The organism is Chitinophaga sp. OAE865 (genome assembly GCF_040546735.1).
Lineage (GTDB): Bacteria > Bacteroidota > Bacteroidia > Chitinophagales > Chitinophagaceae > Chitinophaga > Chitinophaga polysaccharea_A.
The window spans coordinates 7,254,696-7,276,862 of record NZ_JBEPOF010000001.1; the positions used below are offsets into that span (position 1 = coordinate 7,254,696).

At 43.8% G+C, this 22,167-nt stretch carries 19 protein-coding genes and 3 tRNA genes; 9 read left to right on the top strand and 13 right to left on the bottom strand.

Annotation, left to right across the window (positions count from 1 at the left end):
- Positions 1 to 6: 6 nt before the first annotated feature.
- From ABIE50_RS28865 to ABIE50_RS28875, 3 genes are read right to left on the bottom strand one after another with little or no spacing between them, the layout of a single operon-like run.
- Positions 7 to 1,815: an STN and carboxypeptidase regulatory-like domain-containing protein gene (locus tag ABIE50_RS28865; protein ID WP_209862072.1), complete on the bottom strand. Its 1,809-nt coding sequence runs from the start codon at positions 1,813 to 1,815 to the stop codon at positions 7 to 9.
- Between the two features lie 15 nt (positions 1,816 to 1,830).
- On the bottom strand, positions 1,831 to 2,808 hold the full coding sequence (locus ABIE50_RS28870) for a FecR family protein (RefSeq protein ID WP_209862075.1): 978 nt from the start codon (positions 2,806 to 2,808) through the stop codon (positions 1,831 to 1,833).
- 10 nt (positions 2,809 to 2,818) lie between these two features.
- On the bottom strand, positions 2,819 to 3,394 hold the full coding sequence (locus tag ABIE50_RS28875; RefSeq protein ID WP_209862078.1) for an RNA polymerase sigma-70 factor: 576 nt from the start codon (positions 3,392 to 3,394) through the stop codon (positions 2,819 to 2,821).
- A 429-nt stretch (positions 3,395 to 3,823) separates the two neighbouring features.
- On the opposite strand from ABIE50_RS28875, the gene ABIE50_RS28880 reads away from it, so the two are divergent.
- A complete protein-coding gene (locus tag ABIE50_RS28880) occupies positions 3,824 to 4,273 on the top strand; it encodes an OmpH/Skp family outer membrane protein (RefSeq protein ID WP_209862081.1) in 450 nt (149 codons plus the stop codon).
- 139 nt (positions 4,274 to 4,412) lie between these two features.
- Here ABIE50_RS28880 and ABIE50_RS28885 read toward each other — a convergent pair whose 3' ends face one another.
- Positions 4,413 to 4,706 (bottom strand): GNAT family N-acetyltransferase, encoded by a 294-nt coding sequence (locus ABIE50_RS28885; RefSeq protein ID WP_185937270.1) that lies wholly within the window; start codon positions 4,704 to 4,706, stop codon positions 4,413 to 4,415.
- Between the two features lie 180 nt (positions 4,707 to 4,886).
- The gene (locus tag ABIE50_RS28890; protein WP_209862083.1) at positions 4,887 to 5,759 is read right to left on the bottom strand and encodes an SMP-30/gluconolactonase/LRE family protein; all 873 of its coding nucleotides are present in this window, start codon (positions 5,757 to 5,759) and stop codon (positions 4,887 to 4,889) included.
- Between the two features lie 130 nt (positions 5,760 to 5,889).
- Between ABIE50_RS28890 and ABIE50_RS28895 the strand changes: the two genes are divergently transcribed.
- Positions 5,890 to 6,870 (top strand): DUF2157 domain-containing protein, encoded by a 981-nt coding sequence (locus ABIE50_RS28895; protein WP_209862087.1) that lies wholly within the window; start codon positions 5,890 to 5,892, stop codon positions 6,868 to 6,870.
- Complete coding sequence (locus ABIE50_RS28900) at positions 6,857 to 8,029, top strand: hypothetical protein (protein ID WP_209862090.1); 1,173 nt, start codon at positions 6,857 to 6,859, stop codon at positions 8,027 to 8,029. Before ABIE50_RS28895 ends, ABIE50_RS28900 begins: the two co-directional genes overlap by 14 nt.
- A gap of 101 nt (positions 8,030 to 8,130) precedes the next feature.
- Here the strand turns inward: ABIE50_RS28900 and ABIE50_RS28905 are convergent.
- The 5 genes from ABIE50_RS28905 to ABIE50_RS28925 form a co-directional block, all read right to left on the bottom strand.
- A tRNA-Gly gene (locus tag ABIE50_RS28905) sits at positions 8,131 to 8,203 on the bottom strand.
- A gap of 27 nt (positions 8,204 to 8,230) precedes the next feature.
- Positions 8,231 to 8,306, bottom strand: a tRNA-Gly gene (locus ABIE50_RS28910).
- A 227-nt stretch (positions 8,307 to 8,533) separates the two neighbouring features.
- Positions 8,534 to 9,760 carry a PepSY-associated TM helix domain-containing protein gene (locus tag ABIE50_RS28915; RefSeq protein ID WP_209862093.1) on the bottom strand — a complete coding sequence of 409 codons (1,227 nt, stop codon included), beginning with the start codon at positions 9,758 to 9,760 and terminating at the stop codon, positions 8,534 to 8,536.
- A 163-nt stretch (positions 9,761 to 9,923) separates the two neighbouring features.
- Entirely contained in the window at positions 9,924 to 10,124 is a 201-nt protein-coding gene (locus ABIE50_RS28920; protein WP_142686372.1) for a hypothetical protein, read from the bottom strand.
- 110 nt (positions 10,125 to 10,234) lie between these two features.
- Positions 10,235 to 11,254, bottom strand: a complete 1,020-nt coding sequence (locus ABIE50_RS28925; protein WP_209862096.1) for a glycosyltransferase family 2 protein — start codon at positions 11,252 to 11,254, stop codon at positions 10,235 to 10,237.
- 118 nt (positions 11,255 to 11,372) lie between these two features.
- Here ABIE50_RS28925 and ABIE50_RS28930 point away from each other — a divergent pair, with 118 nt between their 5' ends.
- Positions 11,373 to 12,521 carry a sensor histidine kinase gene (locus tag ABIE50_RS28930; protein WP_209862099.1) on the top strand — a complete coding sequence of 383 codons (1,149 nt, stop codon included), beginning with the start codon at positions 11,373 to 11,375 and terminating at the stop codon, positions 12,519 to 12,521.
- A gap of 81 nt (positions 12,522 to 12,602) precedes the next feature.
- Positions 12,603 to 12,689, top strand: a tRNA-Leu gene (locus ABIE50_RS28935).
- Positions 12,690 to 13,060: 371 nt separating this feature from the next.
- Here the strand turns inward: ABIE50_RS28935 and ABIE50_RS28940 are convergent.
- Positions 13,061 to 14,224, bottom strand: a complete 1,164-nt coding sequence (locus tag ABIE50_RS28940) for an FAD-dependent oxidoreductase (RefSeq protein WP_209862101.1) — start codon at positions 14,222 to 14,224, stop codon at positions 13,061 to 13,063.
- A 77-nt stretch (positions 14,225 to 14,301) separates the two neighbouring features.
- Between ABIE50_RS28940 and ABIE50_RS28945 the strand changes: the two genes are divergently transcribed.
- Positions 14,302 to 15,261: a helix-turn-helix transcriptional regulator gene (locus ABIE50_RS28945; RefSeq protein WP_209862103.1), complete on the top strand. Its 960-nt coding sequence runs from the start codon at positions 14,302 to 14,304 to the stop codon at positions 15,259 to 15,261.
- Between the two features lie 73 nt (positions 15,262 to 15,334).
- On the opposite strand, the gene ABIE50_RS28950 is transcribed toward ABIE50_RS28945, so the two are convergent.
- Together ABIE50_RS28950 and ABIE50_RS28955 are read right to left on the bottom strand one after the other, a co-directional pair.
- Positions 15,335 to 16,156 (bottom strand): DUF4249 domain-containing protein, encoded by an 822-nt coding sequence (locus tag ABIE50_RS28950; protein ID WP_209862105.1) that lies wholly within the window; start codon positions 16,154 to 16,156, stop codon positions 15,335 to 15,337.
- 16 nt (positions 16,157 to 16,172) lie between these two features.
- Complete coding sequence (locus ABIE50_RS28955) at positions 16,173 to 18,545, bottom strand: TonB-dependent receptor (RefSeq protein ID WP_209862107.1); 2,373 nt, start codon at positions 18,543 to 18,545, stop codon at positions 16,173 to 16,175.
- A 247-nt stretch (positions 18,546 to 18,792) separates the two neighbouring features.
- Between ABIE50_RS28955 and ABIE50_RS28960 the strand changes: the two genes are divergently transcribed.
- From ABIE50_RS28960 to ABIE50_RS28970, 3 genes are all read left to right on the top strand, one after another.
- Complete coding sequence (locus tag ABIE50_RS28960) at positions 18,793 to 19,800, top strand: sensor histidine kinase (protein ID WP_209862110.1); 1,008 nt, start codon at positions 18,793 to 18,795, stop codon at positions 19,798 to 19,800.
- Positions 19,801 to 19,864: 64 nt separating this feature from the next.
- Positions 19,865 to 20,587, top strand: coding sequence for a LytR/AlgR family response regulator transcription factor (locus ABIE50_RS28965; RefSeq protein ID WP_209862112.1), 723 nt, complete (start codon positions 19,865 to 19,867; stop codon positions 20,585 to 20,587).
- A 251-nt stretch (positions 20,588 to 20,838) separates the two neighbouring features.
- Complete coding sequence (locus ABIE50_RS28970; protein ID WP_209862114.1) at positions 20,839 to 22,167, top strand: TolC family protein; 1,329 nt, start codon at positions 20,839 to 20,841, stop codon at positions 22,165 to 22,167.

Below are 22,167 nucleotides of genomic sequence, written 5' to 3' on the forward strand. Positions count from 1 at the left end.
AAAAACTTAAAAAAGACTGATGCCTGCCTGCCATCCCAGCCATCCGGTAACAGAATTGCCTATACTGAAAGAGGGATAGTGCGCGCCAAAATCGGTGGACTTATAACCCGGCATGGGCACTACTTTATCAGCAGTATAAATAGCAAGCGCAGGTCCTGCAAAAAAACTGATCCGTTTGGATAATTTTATATTGAGAGAAGGCTGTATACGGAAAATCTGTGCATCGTTTTCCCAGGCGCCCAGGAAAAGATTCTGCCCTGTAATTTCGGCGGCTAAAGACAACCTTTTATTGATTGGAATGATCTTTCCTACCCCGTAACCAAGTGACCATGCCCTGCTGTTTTTCTCAAAGTCGGCGCCGCCCAGCAGGATGCTATACAGCTCACTGCGACCGGATTTCCAGGCAATATTAAACGGCAGCACATCCGTGCTGAACAGTACTGCCTTCTTATAGCCCCTGCGCACAATACTGATGATACCGATGCTATACCCGTTTACCGTATCTGCAATATTCACCAGGCCAATCTGTACTCCATCCATTTGCTTTGCGTAGTTGAAAATGCTGGCGAGCTGCACACCTTTCATCACTCCGCGGTTGATATTGCCTACGCCCGCAATCTGGGCGCCGTGGGCATCTTCTCTGTTGTAATTGCCTATGCCGCTCAGTTGCAGCCCATCAAGATTTTTACCGTTATACGTGAATGCCCCTGCTACCTGCCAGCCCTGTGTATGGCCGCGGTTAATACCGCCAATCCCACTAACGGATACGCCCTCCATATTCTTACGCACCTGGCCAATAGCGCCGGTAAGTTGCACGCCTTCCATATTTCCCTCCGTAATATTGCTAACACCTGCTACCTGCAAGCCTTTCATGGAGTCAAGCACATTGTTGTGCAACCCTGCCAGCTGAACGCCCTTCGTTTTTCCACCCACTATATTTACCAGCCCCGACACCTGTACATGCTGCATATCATTTTTCACAATATTGAACACGGTGCCTATTTCCACACCATCTACCCCTGCGGCATAACCGCCCAGCATATTCATGGAAAACTTATTCACTACCTGCCCGCTCATCCGGCCATGCGTGCCCAGGCCTGGTGTAAGCGATACCTGGTAAGGCTTATCAGCCAGGAAGCCGCCAATATTCAAACTGGTTAATTTCTGACGGGAGGATAAAAACATATTTCCCAACCAGGTTTTTTCTACCCGTGTATGCCCGGTAATATCCACCACTTTCAGCTGGTACGTAGCAGGAGCAATGCTTACCGCTATCTCCTGGTCGTAGCCTGTGGTAAGCAGCAAAGAGGTATCTGCATACAGGTCCTTACTAACACTAATGGCTGCGGTAGGATATTTATCCCTTAACCGCAGCCTGAAGTAACCGTCGTTGTTTGTTAGCGTAGAAATGAGTTGCTGTCGTTCATACACACTCGCATTGGGTAGCCGTTGTCCCGTTTTCCGGTCCGTGACTACCCCGCTGATCAGGTAGTAAACCTGTCCCTGCGTTTTTCTCAGCAAGATGATATAGTTCCCTGATTCTTTATATACAAAATCACCGTTGAATAAAATATCGAGTACCTGTTTTACACTTTTATTTTTTACGGAGATGTTCACCAGGCTATCTTGCGGGAGTATAGTACTGAGATAGGAAAAATAAAAATCCCCCTGTTTGCTGATAGCGGTCAGTACTTCCGAAAGCGGCCGTTGCTTTGCTTCAATGCTAACCGTTTTATTAAGCAGCTGCTGTGCAGCCAGTGGTAATGAAAAACAACAAACGAATAAAAAGGTCAGCAAATGCTTAGGTGGTAACATACAGTACGAAGGCTATTATTTCAGTATAATTTGTGATCCCTGTTTTTCAACGGCAATCTCATAAGTAAGCCCGATCACTTTTAAAGTACTATCCAGCGAACTGTTGGTAAAGGTAGAATTAATCTGTAAATCGCGTTTGGCATTGTTGGCAATAACGATGTTTACACCATACGCTTCATTGAGGATCTCCACCAGCTTCCATAAAGGAGTATTGTTGCACACAAATGTTTGGGTGCGGTAATAGCTGTACAGCTCATCTGTATTGCTTTGCTTGCTGGGTGCTTCCTGCTGCTCGGTTACCACTGCTTTTTCATGTTGTTTCAGCTGTACACTGTTCTTGTTCTTGGTTACCTCCACGGCGCCGGTTTCCACAATTACTTCTGTTTTGCCGCGTGTACTTTTAACATTGAAGGAAGTGCCCAGTACCCGTACGGTCACATCATTTACCTTGATCACAAAGGGTTTGCCCGGATCCTGCGCCACGTTAAAAAATGCTTCTCCTTCCAGTTTTACCAGGCGTTGTTTATTATTGCCTGCGTAGGTGATAGTAGATTGTTTATTCAGCGTTACCTGTGAGCCGTCCGGCAACACATCCCGTTTAATTTGTTCGCCGGAGCTTACGATCAGCTGTGCGTTACGCTGGTTGGAAATAAACCATGCGCCGGCAACGCCTATCATGATAATGAGTACTGCTGCAATCCGGAGAACAGGTCGCCAGGCTAAGCCCGTATCCATTTTTACAATGCGGGTAGTATTTTCGTCGGCTCCTACCCGTTGCCGGAAGCGCGACCATGCGTCGTTTTCATTCACAGTGCTTACAGCAGCCAGTTTCCTGCTCTCTTCCCATATCAGGCGGAAATGTTCAAAGTAGCGCTGGTGCTCCGCTTTCTCTGCCAGCCATGCGGTTACAGCTGCCTTTTCGGATGGTGTGGTGATATCCAGCAGATGTTTTACCAGCAGGTCGTCATTTATATGTGTAGATGTATTTTTCACGGAAGCACTTTTACAGGTGGAGCAAAATTATTAACAAGGGCAGGAAATCCACCAGGTTGAGCCGTAGTAAGCGCAACGCTTTACCCATCTGGTTTTCCACAGTTTTTATAGAGATATCCAGGCGATCTGCTATTTCCTGGTATTTCAGTTCTTCAAAGCGGCTGAGCTGAAAAACGGTACGGCATTTCTCTGGCAACGCCATCAAAGCTGCTTCCAGCTTCTCTTCCAGTTCACGCAACATTACCTTGCCTGATGCGTTTCCAATATCCTGGTCGTTGCTCATCTGGTACTTTGTGTGCGCCTGGTGGGCTGCTTTTACTTTCTGATGCCGCAGGTAATTAATACATTCATGATATACCGCCCGGTACAGGTATCCCGAAACAGATTGCTTTATCTTTATATCACCTGATTTTTCCCACAGTTTACAAAAGACATTCTGTACCATCTCTTCTGCCATCACTTCGTCTTTTAATAATGTACATGCATAGGCATGCAAGCCTTTAAAATGAGTTTTAAAAACCTGTTCAAATGTTAATGAGTTTTCTATTACCGGTGCTGCAGCGTTAGCCGGATTTATAAATTCCATGCCCAGGGTTTGATATCTAACGTCAAATATAATTCCTTCTGCCAATTGAACTGATTTATTATACGACACCTTTCTATGCGTTTACCCCTACGCGGAAATTGTCCTGGAACGCTGATTTAGATGATTATGATGATTCCGTTGATATTTTTTTAAAACATATCGCAAAATTATATGTATAAAACAAACGTTATTAGATAACAATTGGTATTTATTAGTAATCAGTATCTTAAAGTAGCTTCAAAATAAAATCAGCGGAATCATCATAATCATCTAAATCAGTGTCCCAAGACAATTTCCCGCGTTACTTTAACATTACTTTATATTCGTGTTAAAGAATATTTCACAACTGGACTATTATCATTGTAGAAATTATCCCGGATGAAATATATCTGTACACTTTGCATTTTACTGTTAGGGAAAACTGTTCTTTTGGCCCAATCCAAAATGGGCTATATCAATTTTCAGCAAATGATTGCCATGATGCCGGAAAGTAAACTGGCAGGAGATTCTCTGAATATTTTACAGGATAAATTAAATACAGACGGGCAGCAGCTGGTAGCTGAGTACACGAGAAAAGTGACGGAATACGACAGCACGCATAACAAAATAAGCGAGACGCTGAAAGAAGTTAAGCTTAACGAGATCAAATCATTATCTGCCAATATCCAGAAATATAAAGAAATGTCCGAACAGGCCATGAGTAACAGGGAGCAGCAGTTGCTGGCACCTATCCTGGATAAGGCAAAAAAGATTTTAAAGGCGGTAGCTAACGAAAAGGGCTATACGCTGGTGATTGATAACTCCAGAGACGCGGTATTGGTATCCGCAGAAGCCGACGACCTGATGGGTGCAGTAAAGGCGAAGATGGGGATCAGGTAAGAGGACATTTGAATATTTAGTTATTTAGTTATTTGACTGGTATCTGTGTCTGATGAATCTTCCGCCATTCTTACTCTCTGATGATACAGACGGGCTGGCAAATAATTAAATAACTAAATGTCAAATGTAAAATAAAGAGCTATATATGTAAACCGTGCGCCAGCAGGGTTTTCCATTTAGGATTGCTGCGAACAAATTCTGCTACTTTTTTACTGGACGGCACCATGCGGATATTCTGTGCAGAAATTTCCTCCATAACCTTTCCCAGCATCATTGGTAACACACCTTGCTTTTCCAGCACCGGCGGCACTTCAGCCCCGGTCAGGAAAATACGGGTTCCATTCCTCTCATAAATTACTTTAGCCAGCTGTCCGGCAATATGCGCCTCAAACTGCCTGGCCTCTTTGTTGTCAATGATTTTAAAATCCTTCATGATCATAATTATTTTTTACATGATGTTTCTAGCGGTAGAATACTAAGGGAAGTATCTGCAAAGGGAAAGTCGAAATAAGATAGTACGAATGGTATTAAAATACCCTGAAAAAGCCGATTCCGTCTGCAAATATACTAATAATATAGCAGAAAACCGTGAAACAATAATATGTAAAAATAATTAATACCTAAAGTAGTTGGCTGGTAAGCCTTTAATTGGAAGTCTCACGTGAAACACACTACCACTAAGGGGATATTCAGCCACCTGTTCAGCAGTCATATGCTCCCGGGCGGTAGTGATCAGCATCTCATCCATTCCCGGACCACCGAAAGCGCAGGAAGATACATGTGGCGCCGGCACTTCCACCTTTCCCAGCAATTCACCTGTTACAGGATTCCAGTGATACACGCCATAGCCGCCCCAATGAGCAACCCATAGCATGCCTTCACTGTCTATAGCCATTCCATCCGGCCAGCCCAGTTCCTGCGGAATGCGTACTGCCACTCTTGTAAAGGCAATGGCGCCTGTTGATTCATCGTAACTGAATTCCTGTACTGTACGGGTATGCGTGTCGTTATAATACATTTTGTTTCCTGCCCATACCAGCCCATTGGAAATGGTAACACCGGCCAGTTTCAGCTCCGGTACGGCCTTTCCGCTGATACAATAAAGATTGCCTGTCCCTTCTTCGGGTGGCATCTGCATAGTACCAATCCACAACCGGCCTGCAGGATCACATTTGCCATCGTTGCAGCGCACCCCGCTGCGTTCTTCCAGTACAGCAATACGACTGCCCATTCCCTGCTCCGGCGAAAAAAAAGCAATGCCATCTTTTAATCCTGCCACCAGTTCATTCCTGCCGGCTACCGGCGCCAGCGTGGTTACATAACCGCCGGTGTCAAACCGTTGCTCAAAACCTTTTGCATCCCGTATATAAATAGTAAATCCGAGTATATCCACCCAGCACCAGCTGTTCCTTTCCTTCCACCAGCAGGCCCCTTCGCCTAATTCGCAGGTCAAAGCAGATAATATGGAAGCTTGGTATGTTTTCATATTTATATTGTTGATTTGATAAAAGCTGCGCTGCTGGTCATTTCCATATATCACAATATATAGTTTTGTGCGCTGATATTGTATATTGCAGCGTGTAATGATTGTTAATTCCAACTTCTTAACGCCATCTATGAATATTAAAGTATTTGAAAAACTCCGTGCAGCAGAACTGATAAATGACACGGAGCTTGCGGCAGTGAAAGCTGCGGAAGATCAGCGGCTATTCTCCCTCCACTGGGAAATCAAAACATTGCTTTACCTCGGCGTACTGTTGCTGAGCGGCGGCTTAGGTATCCTGATCTATAAAAATATCGATACCATTGGCCACCAGGTGATACTGCTGATCATTGGGGCTATCAGCGCCGGTTGTTTCAGCTATTGTATCCGGAAAAAAGCGCCCTTTTCATGGGAGAAAGTAAATTCGCCCAATGCCTTTTTCGATTATGCATTACTGTTAGGCTGTCTTACCTTTGTTACTTTTGTGGGTTACCTGCAGTTCCAGTATACTGCCTTTGGCACTGCTTATGGATTAGCTACCTTTATCCCGCTGGCCGTACTCACGGTAAGCGCTTATTATTTCGATCACCTGGGAGTACTGTCTATGGCCATCACCAACCTGGCAGCCTGGATGGGTATTGCAGTCACACCTTTCCAGGTGCTGTCGGCCAACGACTTTGGCAACGAGCGGCTTATCTATACCGGTGCCATACTTGGTGTGCTCCTGCTTTCGCTGGCGCTTATATCTGCCCGGAAAAATCTTAAAAAACATTTTGCCTTTACCTATCAGAATTTCGGTGCGCACATTATTTTCATTGCCTCTGTGGCAGGCATGATCGTGTTTGACACAGGCTGGATTGCCTGGTTTGCATTTATGGCGGTTGTTGCATACTTCCTGTACCAGGAAGCATTTAAAGAACGGTCTTTTTACTTCGTGCTCATCACCGTGCTGTATAGTTATGTGGCTATAAGCATTGCCGTAGTGCGCTTGCTTATTTTAACGAATGACATTGGCGGTATATACCTCGGACTGTTGTATTTCATTGGCTCCGCCATTGGTGTAATTGTGTTACTGATTAACCTCAACAAAAAAATCAAACATGCTCGCGTATAATTCCACAACACTCGATAATCTTGAAATAAAAGAAGAAGCAGAAAAAGCACTGCGCAAAAATTGTATAGAGCTATCTACCTACAGAGCCATTGAGGCTGCACACCCGGTAAATTTCTATACGCCTAACCCGGTGATCAAGATAGGGCTGTTTATACTTACCGTTGTTATCGTGTCCTTTTCGCTTGGCTTGTTATCGCTGATGATGCTTGATCTTCTCCGGAATGAAGATGGCTTCGCGGGGCTGTGTATCCTTGCCGGACTGATATGCTACGGAGTCCTGGAATTGTTTATCAGGGAGAAGAAATTATTTCGTGCAGGCGTAGACGATGCCTTGCTATGGGGAGCCGTTTTACTGATTTGCAGCAGCATGGCCATAGTTGATCATGTTTCTGCCAGCACCATCTGCTTTGTAGTATGCTTTGTTACCCTGCTGGCCACCTTACGCTTTGCGGATATGGTGATGGCTGGAGTATCCTATCTGGCTTTCCTGGGTTTTATATTTACGGTGGCCATGGAGCTGGGGCCAGTTGCCAAAATCATTATGCCTTTCCTTATCATGGTAATATCCTTTACCGTGTATGTTGCTGTAAAAAAAGTATCGGGATATCATTTCAGCAGGCACTATAAACACTGCCTCACGGTTATATCTGTGCTTTCTTTACTCACGCTTTACCTGGCTGGTAATTATTATGTGGTAAGAGAGCTGAGCAATGTTATGTTCGGCCTGCAGCTGCAGGACGGGCAAAACATTCCCGGCGCTTTGTTCTTCTGGGTCTATACAGCGGTTGTTCCGCTGGTATACCTGTGGCTGGGCATCCATAAAAAAGATGCAGTGTTACTGCGCACCGGGATGATATTGCTGGCTGCTATTGTATTTACCGTGAGATATTACCATAGCGTGCTTCCGCTGGAAACAGCCATGGTGCTGGGCGGACTTATACTTACCGTTGGCGCCTGGGCATTGATCCGCTACCTGAAAACGCCCAAACATGGGTTTACTTACGTGGAACCGGAAGATCCTTCCCTTGCAGATAAATTAAAGCTGGAATCCCTCATTATTGCACAAACTTATGTGCCGGGCGCCCAGCCTGCTACTACCAATGATATACAGTTTGGAGGCGGCACCGGTGGTGGCGGTGGCGCCAGCGGGGATTATTAATTGCGTTATAAAAGCAGGCCTCTTCTGTTGCGGGAGAGGCCAACGCCAGCCTCGTTTGCAGGCATAAAAAAAGCCCGGCTGAATGATCAGTCAGGCTTTAGAGCGAAAGACCGGGCTCGAACCGGCCACCCCGACCTTGGCAAGGTCGTGCTCTACCAAATGAGCTACTTTCGCAGATGTATTAAGAACTTTATAAAAAACTGGAGCGAAAGACCGGGCTCGAACCGGCCACCCCGACCTTGGCAAGGTCGTGCTCTACCAAATGAGCTACTTTCGCAGGTATTAAAAACTTTCTTATTTTAAGAACTTTTTCCATCGAAGCGCATTCTTTCGTTTGCTTTGCCCCACGGCATTTTCGTTGGGATTGCAAAGATAGGAAACGGACTGAAAACACAAAATTTTTTTTGGAGTTTTTATGGATTTTTTTTGCTCACCACTGTATAACAACTCGCTGGAACACAACAGGGAAAAGCATTTCACCAAAAAATAAGTAATACTTTTTATTTACATTGTGCTCGCTACCGGCGCTTTGCGGATCACTACCTGCTTCTTCTTCGACTTCTTCCGTTTACCCCACCATACATAAAAACCTGTTACAGGTAAAGACGCGCAGATCAGGCTGATAACAAATGCCAGGATCTTTCCGGGCAGGCCGCCAATAGCGCCCACATGGATATCGTAGTTCATTTCTATTAACCGCTCTCCGTTGTTCTTGTGCGAATCATTCCTTCTTCCGAGAAAAGCGCCACTGTACCGGTCAAACGTCAGCTGATCGCTTCCGTAGTAGGTTTCCACGCTTTTATTCCCGGTAACGGTGATCACTCCCTTCGGCCTTTCATCAGCATAAATATAAAAGCGCTTTGCCTCTTTCAGCATTGTCAGGGCCTTGCTGTAGGCAATGTCCAGCGGGTTACTGCCAGCAGGCGCCGGCGCTTGGACAGATTCATATTGCTTTACTTCGGGAGGCGAGGTGGTACCGGCGGCCACTACATATACCGTAGCCTCGAACCATTTAAACGCCCATACCATACCGGTAAATGCAATGACCAGGGCTATGAGCATCGCGTAAAAGCCCAGCACATTATGCAGGTCATAATTAACCCTTTTGAAACCGGCTTTCCATTTAATTTTAAAGCTCTTGTCGCGGTTGGCTTTATTCCACTTCTTAGGCCACCACATAATCAACCCCGTGATCAGCAGGATCACAAAAATGAAAGTGCTCCAGCCTACAACGGGCTGTCCGTATTTATCGTTCAGTAACAGGCTCCAATGGATACCTTTCACCACCGAAAAGAAATTATGCTTGTAATCAAGTCTTCCTGTCACCTGCCCGGTATAGGGATTGATCATTACAGATTCATAATACTCCAGGGTGCCGAAATAAGTAAGCGCGGTATCGTTGCCTTTATAGGCCATAAATTCCCAGGCCAGGTCGGGCTGCCGGTAAGTGGTAATGGATGACAGTGGTTTATTGGGCCCGAGTACAGCTTCAGCAGTCTTTTTTAGCTCGCTTACAGGATGTAAGGGGCTTTTTTCCGGGGTAACATATAATATTTTACGATAATAGAAATCATTCACTTCTTTCTGAAAAACAAACAAACAGCCGGTAATGCTTACAATAAGCACAATAATGCCCGCCCCCAGGCCGAGCCAGAGATGCAGTTTGTCCACAACTATCCTGAACAGCGACTTGTGCTGCTTCTTCTTTAACTTATCCGTCCGTTTAAACATACCAAACCACCGGTAGATATCATACCAGGATACAAAAGTCGATTCAAAAGAGCAAAAAAAAGGATCGGATCGGGAAATTCTTTTACGCAAAACGGAATCACCGCATAAAAAAACCTCCACCGGAATACCGGTGGAGGCTGGATAATTATGTTTAAGCGGCTGCTTACTTATATTTTGGATTGTACAGTGAACTTTCCTGCACCTTTACTTCCGGTTTGCCCTTGTATCTGTGTGCATAAAGTCCGTAGCTAACTCCCAGGATAAAGGCTACCAGACAAAACAATTGCACATAAAAGAGCCAGCGGGAACGGGAAACCTTGTCTATAGTGATGTCGTACTTGTTTTCTACTGTATTCTGTTCCATAATCAGTTTATTTCCGGTGCAAACCTACATAATGATTTTGAAATTTTCGAATTTTCGCGCTGGTAATTTTGGGAGATAAAAAGTTTTTCCGGGAGACAGATCAGCATTGATCAGATCAATTCAGAAAAATGTTTATGCCCCAGGAAGTAGTAACGCCAGATCATAATACCATGAAATACGCCGTTCATTTTCATCAGCTTCATCTCCGGCAGATCATCTTTCTTCACATACTTCCTGCGCCAGCGATAGTAATCCTTATAAGCGCGGTAAATGGCGGCCATATCCCTGGGTTTTCCTGCCACCAGGCTTTTTACGCCTGCCAGTATGTCCAGGAAAAACCGCTGCACCAGTACTATCCAGCGGTCTTCGCTATGCAGGTTCTTCCAGAGCATCATGAGGTTGTTCCTGAAGTTCAGGTACAGCTTACGGGGATTTCCCTGCGGCAGGCTGCCCCCTCCCACATGAAACACCCTGGAATCCGGGCAGTAGCAAATGCGGTAACCTGCCCGCTGTAAGCGCCAGCAAAGGTCCACTTCTTCCATATGTGCAAAAAAATCGCGGTCGAAGCCCCCTACCTGGTGATAACAGGCCGAACGGATAAACAATGCCGCCCCGGTGGCCCAGAAAATATCCTGTACATCGTCATACTGCCCGTTGTCTTTCTCGGTAGTATACAGGATCCGGCCCCTGCAAAAGGTATAACCCAGGATATCCATCCATCCCCCGGCGGCACCTGCGTACTCGAACTCCTCCGGGTCTTTGTAGGCCCTCATTTTAGGCTGGCAGGCGGCTATCCGCTTATCCTGTTCCATAAGGGCCACTACCGGCTCTATCCAACCCGGTTCCACCTCCACGTCCTGGTTCAGCAACACGTAAATATCGGCCTGCACATGCTGCAAGGCATCATTATACCCCCCGGCAAACCCATCATTATGCGGATTCCGGATAACCCGGATCTGCGGATAATGCGTTGTCACAAAAGCCACGCTGTCGTCTGTGGAGGCATTGTCGGCCAGCACCAGCTGCAGGTTGCCATAGGTTGAACGGCACACAGAGGGCAGGAACTTCTCCAGAAAAGATCTCCCATTCCAATTTAAAATCACAACTGCTACGGATGGCAATACGGACAATGAATATTACGTTTATGCGTGAACAATTATTTTTGAGATGCAAATATGCAACAAACGATCCTAATATTTGCGAATCATTACAGAATCAGGTAAGCTGAATAAGGCTTAAATTAGAAGTATGTTTAAACAGTATATCGGTTGGAAGTTTGTACTGGCCTCCATAGCAGTGCTGATCATTGGCACCACTATCTGGTTTGTAAGTAATTTATCCCGCAATATCCAGGAAGAAGAAAGAAAAAAAGTGGCCACCTGGGTGGAAGCCAACCGCGAGCTCCTGCGGGCAGGTTCTGAAGCTAACCTGAACCTTGCTGTCGACATTGTAACCAACAACACCACCATCCCGCTGATCTTAACAGACGAAACAGGTAAGATCCTGGACAGCCGTAACCTCGACTCCCTGCGCATTATACAGGACCCCAACTTCCTCCGCAACGAGCTGCAGGCTTTCAAAAAGCAACACCCGCCATTCATCATGGAAGTGGATTCCAGGCAAAAATTATATAACTACATCTACTACGGCGATTCGCTGATCCTCCGGCAGATCCGCTACTATCCGTACATCCAGCTGATAGTAGTGACCCTTTTCATTGCCATTGTGCTCTTTGCCCTGTCCAGTACCAACCGCGCCACCCAGAACCAGGTATGGGTAGGCCTGGCCAAAGAAACGGCCCACCAGTTGGGCACTCCCCTGTCGTCTATGGAAGCCTGGCTGGAAATACTGCGAGATAATGAGGCCAATGCCACCATTGTTACAGAGCTTTCAAAAGATGTGGACCGGCTTAAACTCATCACCGACCGCTTCTCCAAAATAGGAAGCGTTCCCAAACTGGAAGAGAAAGACATCGTGGCGCAGATAGAGAACATGGCCAACTATATCCGCAAAAGAGCGCCTCAGAAAATAGTGCTTACGGTTCACAGCGCAGAAGAAGAGCTCCCCGCCATGTTCTCCCCCCCGCTTTTCGACTGGGTGGTGGAAAATCTGTTAAAAAATGCCCTTGATGCGATGGAAGGAAAAGGAAAGATCGATATCACCATAGAAAATCACCCCACCTTTATCACAATAGATGTGGCCGATACTGGTAAAGGCATCCCGAAACTAAGCTTTGAAAAAGTGTTCAAACCCGGCTTCAGCACCAAAAAGCGGGGATGGGGATTAGGACTGTCGCTGGCCAAACGGATCATAGAAGAATACCACCGGGGCCGGCTGTATGTAAAATCGTCCGAAATAAATAAAGGCACCACTTTCCGGATCCTATTGCGGAAATAATTGCCTTTTTCATGAAAATATGAATAAATAAATTTGCTTATTTTAAAAAAGCCATTATTTTTGCACCCCATTCTACCAGATGCGAAGGTGGCGAAATTGGTAGACGCGCTACTTTGAGGTGGTAGTGCCTGAAAGGGCTTGGGAGTTCGAATCTCCTCCTTCGCACCAAACGAGACAAACAGGAATTTTCCCCGTTTGTCTCGTTTTTTTTGGCAGGAAACCACCCACATCCAGCGAATATCAGCTGACCTGTCGCCGCCCGTCCCCCCGGTTATAAATTACTTTATCCAGGTTAAGATCCTGATCAATTGGGAAGATTCCCATCGATGACTAACCAACAAAAACGATCTGACTTTTTTGGCTGTTTGATCTTCTACAGCATATCTGGTTAAAATATCATTTTGAAATTTAATGATAGCCGGATGCAGATCCATCAGTTCAGTGGCTTCGTCTGACAGACTATTTTTTCCTGCTGAATCGGTTTGTCTTGGTTAGTTGTCGTTTCTTTTTAGTTCGTTTGCCTCCAACGACTCATTTTTTTACGCCGTTATCCCTTTGAAAAACTCAACTATCCTGTCCTGCGCATTTTCGGCGTGCATCCATTCTATCATCTCAAATGATGTCGCTGCCTCTTGGGCGGCACGTTCACGCATAACTGTTTCATAAGCGGCAATGGCTGTTTGTATGTCTTTAAAATGCTCATTAGTGAGACATTCACTTAATTCAAGCGCATCAAGCATAGCCAAATTTACTCCTTCACCGGAAGGCGCCATGATGTGAGCCGCATCTCCAAGTAAAGTCAGGTTGGGTTTCGCCTCCCATGTTTGGTCTAAGGGAATGGAATATTGAGGTCGTATCAATACCGGCAGATCAGCATTATCGAATAGCTCAAACCATATGTCGCCCCATTCCGCAAACGTTGTTTTGAACCATTGCCTCACCAGTGTGCTGTCTGAAAAATTGATTCTGCTGTCGTTTGCCCAGGCTTCATCAATTTTAATGCTGACGTAGAAGTCTATGCTTCCATCTCCTTTCTCCGAAATGTGTAAATATTTCCCTGCGTTATGTACATATATTTTACCACCTCGCAACAATTCATCGATACGGGGCGCCTTCATTTTTGCGTGTTCAACATTTCCTTGCAGAATGGTAATGCCGGCATAGAACGGCTGGATTGGCGTGACAAACGGACGAACTTTAGAGTTGCCTCCATCGGCCCCAATGACGACATCTGCCCAAACCGTTGCGCCGTTCCTGAACTCAATTGCCCATTGTGCACCGGCCGGTGCCATACGCACGAATTGACTATTCCACACCACTGTATCTGGCGCAAGCGAATCCAATAAAAGGCTGCGCAAATCGCTTCTGTCGATTTCAGGTCTGGCATTAGGGCCGTCAAAATCAATTTCAGCCGATCCTTTTTCGTGTTCATCAAAAAGGATGTTACCCATCTTATCCACCACACGACCTTTCTCTGCACCTGGTCGGTACGCCCTTTTAAATTCATTGAGTAAATCCGCCGCTTTAATGGCCTTTAAGCCCGAATTTTCATGCAGGTCGAGTGTTGCGCCCTGACTCCGCACCTCTCTGTTCAAATCTCTTTCATAAACCTTTACGTCCATTCCTTTTTGTAGAAGCAATCGCGCTAATGTCAGCCCGCCAGGGCCACCTCCAATTATAGCGACTTTTTTTTTGTCGATCATGTTATTCGTTTTCCAATACAAAACTAATATTACATTTATGGATAAAATAGTCGCATTTGGTATTAAAATAGCCTAAAATGAAAATCTCTGTTATTGACAAAGGGTCGGGTATAGCAGCGCAATTTGCTCAGGCAATCGGTGCAGAGACAAGCGGGCGATTTATAAATATTCCCATAAGTAAAGGCAGCGGTTATATCACGGGCTTTTCCTGGGGAGGTGACTTGCGAATGATGATACGGAATTACTATCTGTTCGAGGATGTTTTTGTAGAGCGGACGAACGAACTGGCTGAGGGACAGGAAGACATCGTGGTGTTATTAAGCGGGATATTTCCGCCTTTGGTCCATGGCCAGGAGCAGCTATTACCTGAAAGAGCCAGAATCATGATCTGCAGGCATTTGGTGTCTACCATTATGGAAATGCCATCGAATACCAGTTTTGGAAGCGTTACAATTGCTATTTCACGCAAGTATCTTCACCAGCTATTTGGACATATAAATCATCCGGTCGTGGCAAATGTTTTGGAAGCGAAGGAAAATTTTGTAGTTGAAATGGAGGTATCGTCCGATATTATTGCAACAGCAAACCAAATGCTGGAGCCACCTTTGCCTGAAAGTTTAGAAGGTCTTTACTACAAACTGAAGTGCGAGGAACTGCTTTGTCACACCTTTGGTCTGCTTCTAAAACGGGAAGAGATGCCTGCTGTTGGTGTACATGTCGATGACATTAAAGCGATCTATGCCATCAAAGCACATTTGCAGGCGCATCTTAATGAACCACCCCATATTGCTGGCCTGGCTAAACAAGCAAAAATGAGTGAGCCGAAATTGCGCAAGTTATTTAAGCGAATTTTTGGGAGAGGAGTTTTTGAATTCTATCAGTTTTTACGAATGGAAATGGCCGTCAGGTTATTGAAAGACAAAAAACTTACCGTATCAGAAGTCGGTTACCAGTTAGGCTTTACGAACCTGAGCCATTTTTCAAGGGTTTTTGCAAGGTATCATGGAATGAAACCGAAACAATACAGCCAATCATAAATTTCGTAAGTGGTTGCTGAAAACTACCCTTAAACTTAAGATGCTTCAACATTCGCAAACCCCTATCGCTACCCTACTTTATTGTATAATCCCTCGTGTCTACTTCCGATAATCTGAAATATCCATAAGCGAAGTTTTCGAAATGCGTTTTATTGACAATATTTCCCCTCACCGAACCTGGCGTTGTTTGAAACGGGCCACTACCAGCCCCGGATGCTGCCAGCAATTTTCTGAAGTAATCATAATATCTCCTGGATATTCCATACAACCGGATATTTACCAGATCCCCGGCTTTCAGATCTTCATCAGAGAAATATTCCGGTATCAGGTTCCCCTGGCTGTTTTCATCGTCTTTGGCTTTATAATCCGGAAACGTAGATACGGGCGATTGAATACGATGCAGATAATAATTTTCTTCATTGCCATTATCCTGGTAGTAGTAGGTGATTTCCACCTCATCTCCTCCAAATCCACCCTTATCATTCTGTACAATATTATTCTCAATATCCGGCACACCTATACAGGTTTCGGTTGCGGTGTAAGTCTCCCCGTTTAAAACCACTTTTAACGCATAGGTTTCCCCGATAACCGGATGGAAGTTGGAGCAGATATATTCTCCCGTACCGGGATTTTCTATAAAACTAAAAACAGTATCTGCTGAATTCGTAATAACTATATTAGCCCCCGAAACTGTTGGAAACGTAGCACTGTAATAACCGGTTGTGGTGGAGAGTTTGATTTTCTGTTCCTTGCCTGTCGTACCCTTTACCCAATCAATCGATGCGTCAATTACCAATTTTGGTTCTGCCGTTTCTAAATCCACTTCCACTACTTTTGTGCAGGACAGAAGAAAAAGACAGCATAAAACAACCAGGTAGTTAAGTATATTCTTCATTTTTATATTATTAGAATTAAAACTTGAAATTGTAAGTCACGCCCGGAACAATACCGAAGATCGATATCCTCTTTGCTTCACTCAGCCCTGTTTCCCTGTTTTGCTCGAACATAATAGATGCGGCGTTGCCTCTGTTGTAAACATTGTAGATACTGAATACCCATTCACCTTTCCACCTTTTTTTGCTGTCGGGCTTTGGCGTGTAGGTTGCCGATAAATCCAGATGATGATAAGCAGGAAGCGAATTAAGATTTCGCTCTCCGTAGTTTCCAATCGTAATTCCCTGGTACTGATATTTACCGATGGGATAGGTGGCAGCCTTCCCGGTTTGGTAAGTAAAAATCCCACCAAAACTCCATTTCTTCGTCAGTTGATAAGCGCCTGTAAGCGAAAAGTTATGCGTTTTATCATAATTGGCACGATACCATTCGCCGTTGTTTATGCCAGGTTCCCCTGCGTTTCTTCCGGGTGTGCGCTGCTCTGCTTTGGAAAGTGTGTAGGAAAGCCAGCCTGTAAGTCTTTCCGCATTCTTCTTCAGCATCACCTCAAGCCCGTAGGCTCTTCCCTCCCCGTTTAGCAACACCTGTTCTATGGCTTTTTGGGCGATCAATTCGGCACCGTCAATATAATCCGCTTTGTTTTTGATCTTCTTGTAAAAGGCTTCTGTTTCCAAAGAGTATTTTCCATTGCTGAAATTTCTGAAATAGCCCAATGCAACCTGGTCAAGGATCTCAGGTTTCAGAAACTGGTCGCTCGGCGCCCAGATATCGAGTGGGGAGACGGAAGCCGTGTTGGAAATTAAATGGATATACTGGCTCATCCTGTTGTAACTCGCCTTAATGGACTGGTCGTCATTTAAAGCAAAAGAAACTGCGAAACGTGGTTCTAAGTTCCCAAAACCAGCAATCTTTTCGTTCTTATTATAATGTGTTGTACCGGAGGGTGTTCCTTCCTCATAAATTTGTAAATCAGGATTGAAAATCACTGCCTGGTTATTGGTATAATTATTTACGTTCTGTTCCCCCAATCGCATGAAATTGCTATATCGCAGTCCATAGTTTAACGATATCCTATCCGTGAGCTTTTGCTCGGCACTGATATACAATGCATTTTCCCATGCATATTTCTTTTCAAGCTGGTCGGCATTGATAGACGATTTATCGTCCATAGGTTTTATTGTGCCGGGATTGAATTGGTAGTAGATGGAATTGATACCATAATTCAAAACCAGCTTATCAGACAGATGATGGTTGAAATTGTATTTCAGATTATAATTACGGATATCCGATGCCCAATCAATGCCAACATATTTTATCTTCAGGCCATAGTCGTACTTACTGTAAATAATGGATGCATTGGAAAAGAATTTCTCGGAAAAGATATGATTCCAGCGAAGATTAAAGAATGAGTTCCCATAGTTGTTACTGAAAAAATTGCTGAAATCCATTTTATCTTTTCCAAAATATCCTGAAAGGAAAATCCTGTTATTATCATTTATGTTATAATTCAGCTTGGCGTTCAAATCATAAAAAGAAACAGAATTGGGGTTATCGGCCAGTTTCATAAATAATTGCGCATAAGAAGTACGGCCGGCAACCACAAATGAGCTTTTACCCTTTACAATAGGGCCTTCTACCAGTAACCTGCTCGAAATTGCTCCAATTCCACCCGTTACGTGATATTCCTGGTTGTTTCCTTCCTTTTGATAAATATCCAAAACAGAAGAAGTGCGCCCACCAAAATTGGCAGGGATTCCACCCTTATACAATTTCAGATCTTTGATCACATCAGCATTAAATACAGAGAAAAATCCGAACAGGTGTGAAGTGTTGTAAACAACGGCTTCATCCAACAATATCAAATTGCCGTCAACCGAGCCTCCCCTGACATTAAAACCCGTTGCTCCTTCCTGGGCAGTGGAAACTCCCGGAAGTTGCAGAATAGCTTTTAAAATATCAACCTCGCCCATAACTGCCGGCATCTTTTTGATAGTGGCGATAGAAAGTTTATTTACACTCATCTCCGGATTACGGATATTGTTTGTTGAGCTCCTGTCCTTTATCACTACCTCATTTAGGGTCCTGCTCTTTTCAAGCATCGAAAAATTTTTCTTGGTGTTTCCCGTCAGGGAAATATGTTCCTCAATATTCTCAAATCCTATGCAGCTGATAACGATGGTATATTCTCCTTTTGGCAGGGTGATAGAATAAAAGCCATACGCATTGGTAACCGATGAAGTTTTTGCTTCAGGAATGAAAACACTTGCACCGATGATTGTTTCGGTGTTTGCTTTCATGGTGACTGTTCCACTCAACGTGACTTTCTGTTGTGAATAAGCCCCGGATGAAATGACAATAAACAGCAGTGTATAAATGATCTGGTATCTCATCTTTTAAAAATCGATTTAACAGTTGTAATCCGGACACAAAACTATTCCTTTGGGTAACTGGCATTTTTTAATTATACCAAACGCGGTATCTTTTATAGCAAAGCATGCGGGGGCACTACAAAATATATTTCTTGTCTTATGCGTTTTTATAATGCGTCTCCATTTCGTATAAAAAGCACATACTTTCGTATAAAACCGGATCAAACCACAGCATTAATTGTTAAGTTTGTTCTATACAATTTTATAAATGAATGATTTAAACCATCAACAGCTTATTAGTGAAAACGTGCTGTTTCGTTTCCTGATTTCACCAGACCGCAGGATATTCCGTCATCTACTGCTCATTGTTTTTATAGGTAGTGTGTTGTACAACAGCGCTTCCGTAATCACCAACCCGATAGCGATATTTATATATTTTATTATATTATTCTATGTAAACATGTACGTGCTGGTACCCAGGCTTTTATTCAGGAATAAAAACATTAAATACTGCTTATCAGTGATCGGTATCCTTGTTGTACTGGCCGTTTGCGGACAATTTTTCAATCCTATCAATAACGAAAGTGCGCTGAATATCCCACTTTTCTCCTTCCTTACCGTGCTGCTGTTAGCGGCTTCATCTTCCATAAAACTGTTTCAGAAGGGGATGATGGACAGGCAATTGATCTATGAGTTGAAACAGTCGAAAACCTATGCAGAACTGGAACAATTGAAAAACCAGATCAATCCGCATTTTCTGTTTAATATGCTAAACAATGCGAATGTTCTGACAAAGAAAGATCCTGAAAAAGCCTCACAGGTTTTAATGAAGCTGAGCGATTTACTTCGCTACCAACTTTATGACAGTGCAAGAGACAAGGTGTTGCTAACTTCGGATATCCATTTCCTGGAAGATTTTTTAAATCTGGAAAAAGTAAGGCGGGATAGTTTTGATTTCCTGATCTCAAAAGAGGGAGATCTGAGCGGCGTGCAAATTCCTCCCCTGCTGTTCATTTCATTTGTGGAAAATGCGGTGAAACACAACAATGATGCAACAAAACCGTCTTATGTAAACCTGTATTTCAATGTTAGAAACAATGAACTTTTCTTTAAATGCATCAACTCCAAACCTATGCTTAAATCCGTTAGTAATACAGGCGGATTGGGGTTAACAAATATTAAACGAAGACTGGAGCTTTTATTCCCGGCAACGCATAGTTTAAATATAGAAGATGACCCGGAAAGATATTGCGTATCCTTAACCATAAAGCTATAATTTGCATTGTAATAATAAATATCACAGACGATTATTTCCGTTATATAAAAAGTAGTATAGCATTATGAACTGTATTATTATAGATGATGAACCATTGGCAAGAGAAGCCATAAAGATGTTGATTAATCAAACTGATGGTCTGGATTTGATCGGTTCGTTCAACAGCCCCGAAACCGTGACAAATTTTATTGAAAGCAATACAGTTGACCTGATCTTTCTCGACATACAAATGCCGGGGATCAGCGGAATCGAATTTGCCCGAACCATTCCCAAAGAAACATTTGTGATTTTTACAACCGCCTATTCTGAATTTGCTACCGACAGCTACGAAGTAGATGCGGTTGACTACCTGATAAAACCCGTAAAATTAGAGCGCTTTCAAAAGGCTGTTGAAAAGGCCCGCACCTACTCCAAATTATTCAAGGCAGATTACGCCAATAACAATATCGAACAGGTAGCCGACGATTTTTTCTTTGTAAAAGCAGACCGAAGAATTTTTAAAGTCTATTTTAATAACATACTTTTTATTCAAGGCTTAAAAGATTATGTCGTGATGCATAGCGAAAATCAAAAAGTAATTACGGCGATGAATATCAAAACTATCTACGATCAATTACCAAAAGATATGTTTGTAAGAGTAAGCAAATCCTATGTCATCAATGTTAAGCATATCGGTTCTGTAGATAATAACACGGTGTACATAGGTACAAACGAAATCCCCATCGGAAACACTTACAGGGATTTCTTTTTCAATGAATTTGTAACAAAAAAGATCGCGAACAGGTAATTCCAGTATTTTCCTGCTGTATCAAAAGGCGCCTTCTCAGAAGACGCCCTGATAAAATATTTATGTCCTCCCGTGTGCCCTCCTGATCAGAAATACGATAGATCCACCCAGCCCCATTGGTTATTATTATCTCCTTTTGTATAAAAACCAGCCGGTTTGGTATAAAATGAATTTTAGCCGTTCCCCTGTTGGCTATTTTAGCAGCATTGTATCAGAGATCCTTTTACAGACGAAGGAATAAGTTAGAATGTATGACTAAGATTTTTCTAATGCTGATCATCTTTTGCATATGTGCCAAAGCGGAAGCCCAGGAGGGATGGACATTGAAGCATTGTATAGAGTATGGTCTGCAAAATAACCGGAATGCCAGAATTTATGCTAATCAGAAGATAGCTGCCGATGCTAAAGCCAGGGAGGTGCTTGCAGATTATCTCCCCAAAGTGAGCCTTACTTCAATGTTGGATAATAATCTCAAATTGCAGCAAAATGTTATTCCAGCCGGAATTCTCGGGCCGAATGAGATCAAAGTGTCCCTTACACAAAAATTCAACTCGAATGTTGTTGCACAGCTTGACCAGGTATTATACGATCAGTCATTGCTAACAGGACTTAAAGCCAATAAGCTCAATAGGGAACTGGCGGACCTCAACACTCAACAAAGCCAGGAATCAATTATCTATAATATCAGCATTGCCTATTTTCAACTGCTGGTTTACCGGCAACAGATCCTACTACTGGAATTTAACAGCAAAACCTATGAACGGCAGATGGACATATACCGGTTGCAGGTAGCAAAGGGTATTGTATTACAGAAGGACCTGGACAAGGTGTCCGTGGATTTCAATAACACTATGTCGCAGATCAGGGTAGCCCGGAGTAATTTTCAATTAGCGGAAAATCAATTGAAATTCGAGATGGGATACCCCATTGATGATAAACTCCAGGTCAACCTGGTTCCTGCCATAGCGCCGCTGGCTGGTCCGGAGGATTCGCTGATGCGTTTTTCCCCGGCAGCCCGGATTGACTATCGGATATCCTCCACTAATATCAGATTGTTAGAAATAGAACAGGCTCGCATTAAAGCCGAGGGACTGCCCAAATTAACAGGATATGCGCGTTACGGCGCTGTTGGATTTGGCAACAAATTAAAAGGGGCCTATGACGAACTATTGCCATATTCAACAGTTGGTTTAAAACTCACTATTCCAATATTGGACTTTTATAAACGTAGTGCCAGACATAAGCAGGCCTCAGTAAACCTGGTCAATGCTGAGGAGGGCCTGAAGCTTTCCAAAAGTAAATTCAGCGTTGAATTTCAAAACGCTCAGACGAAAGTTGCCCAGGCCCAAGCCAATATGGAAAATGATAAACGAAATATGGACCTGGCCGAATCAGTATTTAAGGTAACCAATCTTCAGTTTCAGAAAGGCACTACTGATTTGAATGACTGGTTAATTACCCGGAATTCACTCCGGTCAGCACAAAATAATTATCTGAATTCCATCTATAGCTACTACCAGTCCCGGGTTGATCTTGAAAAAGCCGCGGGTACATTGAAAACATTTCTAAATTCTCTTTAA

Excerpts from the sequence above, each read along its gene's own strand:
- ABIE50_RS28940 (WP_209862101.1), bottom strand. The coding sequence starts at position 14,224 with ATGATCGACAAAAAAAAAGTCGCTATAATTGGAGGTGGCCCTGGCGGG.
- ABIE50_RS28875 (WP_209862078.1), bottom strand. The coding sequence starts at position 3,394 with ATGGAATTTATAAATCCGGCTAACGCTGCAGCACCGGTAATAGAAAAC.
- ABIE50_RS28915 (WP_209862093.1), bottom strand. The coding sequence starts at position 9,760 with ATGTTTAAACGGACGGATAAGTTAAAGAAGAAGCAGCACAAGTCGCTG.
- ABIE50_RS28900 (WP_209862090.1), top strand. The coding sequence starts at position 6,857 with ATGCTCGCGTATAATTCCACAACACTCGATAATCTTGAAATAAAAGAA.
- ABIE50_RS28965 (WP_209862112.1), top strand. The coding sequence starts at position 19,865 with ATGAACTGTATTATTATAGATGATGAACCATTGGCAAGAGAAGCCATA.
- ABIE50_RS28960 (WP_209862110.1), top strand. The coding sequence starts at position 18,793 with ATGAATGATTTAAACCATCAACAGCTTATTAGTGAAAACGTGCTGTTT.
- ABIE50_RS28890 (WP_209862083.1), bottom strand. The coding sequence starts at position 5,759 with ATGAAAACATACCAAGCTTCCATATTATCTGCTTTGACCTGCGAATTA.
- ABIE50_RS28885 (WP_185937270.1), bottom strand. The coding sequence starts at position 4,706 with ATGAAGGATTTTAAAATCATTGACAACAAAGAGGCCAGGCAGTTTGAG.
- ABIE50_RS28970 (WP_209862114.1), top strand. The coding sequence starts at position 20,839 with ATGACTAAGATTTTTCTAATGCTGATCATCTTTTGCATATGTGCCAAA.
- ABIE50_RS28930 (WP_209862099.1), top strand. The coding sequence starts at position 11,373 with ATGTTTAAACAGTATATCGGTTGGAAGTTTGTACTGGCCTCCATAGCA.
- ABIE50_RS28955 (WP_209862107.1), bottom strand. The coding sequence starts at position 18,545 with ATGAGATACCAGATCATTTATACACTGCTGTTTATTGTCATTTCATCC.
- ABIE50_RS28945 (WP_209862103.1), top strand. The coding sequence starts at position 14,302 with ATGAAAATCTCTGTTATTGACAAAGGGTCGGGTATAGCAGCGCAATTT.
- ABIE50_RS28950 (WP_209862105.1), bottom strand. The coding sequence starts at position 16,156 with ATGAAGAATATACTTAACTACCTGGTTGTTTTATGCTGTCTTTTTCTT.
- ABIE50_RS28865 (WP_209862072.1), bottom strand. The coding sequence starts at position 1,815 with ATGTTACCACCTAAGCATTTGCTGACCTTTTTATTCGTTTGTTGTTTT.
- ABIE50_RS28895 (WP_209862087.1), top strand. The coding sequence starts at position 5,890 with ATGAATATTAAAGTATTTGAAAAACTCCGTGCAGCAGAACTGATAAAT.
- ABIE50_RS28920 (WP_142686372.1), bottom strand. The coding sequence starts at position 10,124 with ATGGAACAGAATACAGTAGAAAACAAGTACGACATCACTATAGACAAG.